General features: G+C 67.2%; 2 protein-coding genes. One reads left to right on the top strand and one right to left on the bottom strand.

Features of this window, described 5'->3' with window-relative positions; translation table 11 throughout:
• On the top strand, positions 1-1,134 hold a 1,134-nt coding region (locus tag DBV10_RS22555), incomplete at its 5' end, for an MFS transporter (protein ID WP_124515770.1).
• A 62-nt stretch (positions 1,135-1,196) separates the two neighbouring features.
• Here the strand turns inward: DBV10_RS22555 and DBV10_RS22550 are convergent.
• Positions 1,197-1,856, bottom strand: a complete 660-nt coding sequence (locus tag DBV10_RS22550) for an NAD(P)H-dependent oxidoreductase (protein ID WP_124515769.1) — start codon at positions 1,854-1,856, stop codon at positions 1,197-1,199.
• Between the last annotated feature and the right edge of the window lie 318 nt (positions 1,857-2,174).

The following is a 2,174-nucleotide window of genomic DNA, read 5'->3' as shown; positions in this document are numbered from 1 at the left end:
CTGTTCATCCTGATCGGCGGCGCGCTGGTGGACCGGCATTCGCCCAAGCAGGTGCTGATGGTCACCAAGTACGTCAACCTCGTGCTGCTGGCCGTACTCGCGGGGCTGGTGCTGGCCGGCAGCCTGACGCTGTGGATGGTGTACGCACTGTCCCTGGGCATCGGCCTGGCCACGGCCTTCAGCATCCCGGCCGGCACGGCCATGATGCCGCACGTGGTGGCGCGCCACCAGCTGCAGGCGGCCAACGGCGTGAACCTGGGCCTGCGCCAGCTCACGATGTTCCTCGGGCCGCTGCTGGCAGGCCTGCTGATCGCGCTGTTCGGCGATGCCACGGCGGCGGCCTCGGCCGGCGGAGAGGGCGGCGCGCGCGCCAATGCCACGGGCATCGGCATCGCATTTGCGCTCGATGCACTGAGCTTTGCGGTCTCGGCCTGGACGCTGGCCCAGGTCCAGACCCACGGCGGCGGCGCGCCCTCCTCCGCAGCGCCCGCAGCGGCCCCGCAGGCCGTGCTGGCCTCGGTGGCCCAGGGCCTGGTGCATTTCTGGCGCGACAGCGAACTGCGCACCTGCTTTCTCTACTGGAGCGCGATCGCCCTGTTCATCATGGGCCCCATCCACATCGCCATCCCCGTGCTGGCCAGCAGCACACCCGAACTGGGCGCCGCCGCCTTCGGCATCATCGTGGGCGCCCATGGCGCTGGCACGCTGCTGGGCATGGTGGTGTCGGGCATGGTGCCCCGGCTGCGCATTGGCAGCCTGGGCATGACCATCCTCGCGTTCGACGCGATCATCGGCGCGCTGTTCATGCCCATGGGCCTGGTCACCGCCGTGTGGCAGGGCGCTGTGCTGATGCTGGCCATCGGCCTCTTGGGCGGCTTCATGCAGGTGAGCGTATTCACCTGGATCCAGCAGCGCGTGCCCCCGGCCCTGCTGGGCCGGGCGATGAGCCTGTTCATGTTCATCTTCATGGGCCTGGCGCCCGTGTCGGCGGCCGTGACCGGCTGGCTGATGAAAAGTGTCACGCTCGCCCAGCTGTTTGCCACCAGCGGCGGCACGCTGGTGGTGCTGGCCGCACTGGCCTTCGTGCTCACGCCCATGCGCCGCGTGACGGATGCGGCGCCCGCCACGCGCTGAAAGCCCTGCGTGCAAGAAAAAGGCCGGGCAATTGCCCGGCCTTTGCACAGCGTCTGAGGACCTCAGACTTCCGTGACGAACTGCTCGCGGGGGCGGCGCACCTTCTTCAGGTGGACCAGCCAGTCGCCCTCATCGGCACGGTAGCCCAGGGGCAAAATCGCCACACTGCGCAGGCCCCGCGCACGCAGGTCCAGGATCTCGTCCAGCGCCTTGGGGTCAAAACCTTCCATGGGGGTGGAGTCCACTTCTTCAAACGCGGCGGCGATCAGCGCCGCACTCATGCCGATGTAGGCCTGGCGCGCGGCGTGCTGGAAGTTCACCTCGGCATCGCGCTGGGGGTACATGCCCAGCAGCATCTGGCGGTAGTTCTCCCAGCCTTCGTTCTTGAAGCCACGCTGTTCATTGGTCAGATCGAACATCATGTTGATGCGGTCGGCCGTGTAGTTGTCCCAGGCGGCAAACACCAGCAGGTGCGAGCCGTCGGTGATCTGGGCCTGGTTCCAGGCGATGGGCTGGATCTTGGCGCGCACAGCGGGATCGGTCACCACGATGATCTCGAACGGCTGCAGGCCGCTGGAGGTGGGGGCCAGGCGGGCGGCCTCCAGGATGCGCTCGACCTTGTCCTGCGGCACGGCCTTGGCGGGGTTCATCTTCTTGGCGGCGTAGCGCCATTGCAGCTTGTTCAGCAGGGGTTGGGCAGCGGTGGTGTCGAGAGGGTTCATGGCAAGGGTTCCTGAAATCGGCAAAAGGGTCGGGCAAAGAAAAAGCGGATGGTTGAACTGTAGAGACCCGGCTTTCTTTGAGTAAGCCCTGCTACGGAAACGGATTGTTCGCAATCGGTCAACAATCGCCCCCACAAACAGCCCCGAACCCCGCCCGCCCCCAGGGCCTGCGGCCTGCGGGCGTACACTCGCAGCCATGCGTTCTGGCCCACAGCATGGCGCGGCGTGCGCCCGCCCTCGGCCCAGGTGCTGGCCGAAATGCAGCAGGCCACCTGAACGATGAGTCGGCATGACCTTGCAGCACCGTTCGGGCTGAGC

Origin of the sequence: Acidovorax sp. FJL06, assembly GCF_003852545.1 — a bacterium.
Classification (GTDB): domain Bacteria; phylum Pseudomonadota; class Gammaproteobacteria; order Burkholderiales; family Burkholderiaceae_C; genus Acidovorax.
This window is presented reverse-complemented; position numbering and strand designations above follow the sequence as displayed.

Bases quoted from the DNA above. Each gene is read 5' to 3' on its own strand.
- DBV10_RS22550 (WP_124515769.1), bottom strand. From the start codon at position 1,856: ATGAACCCTCTCGACACCACCGCTGCCCAACCCCTGCTGAACAAGCTG.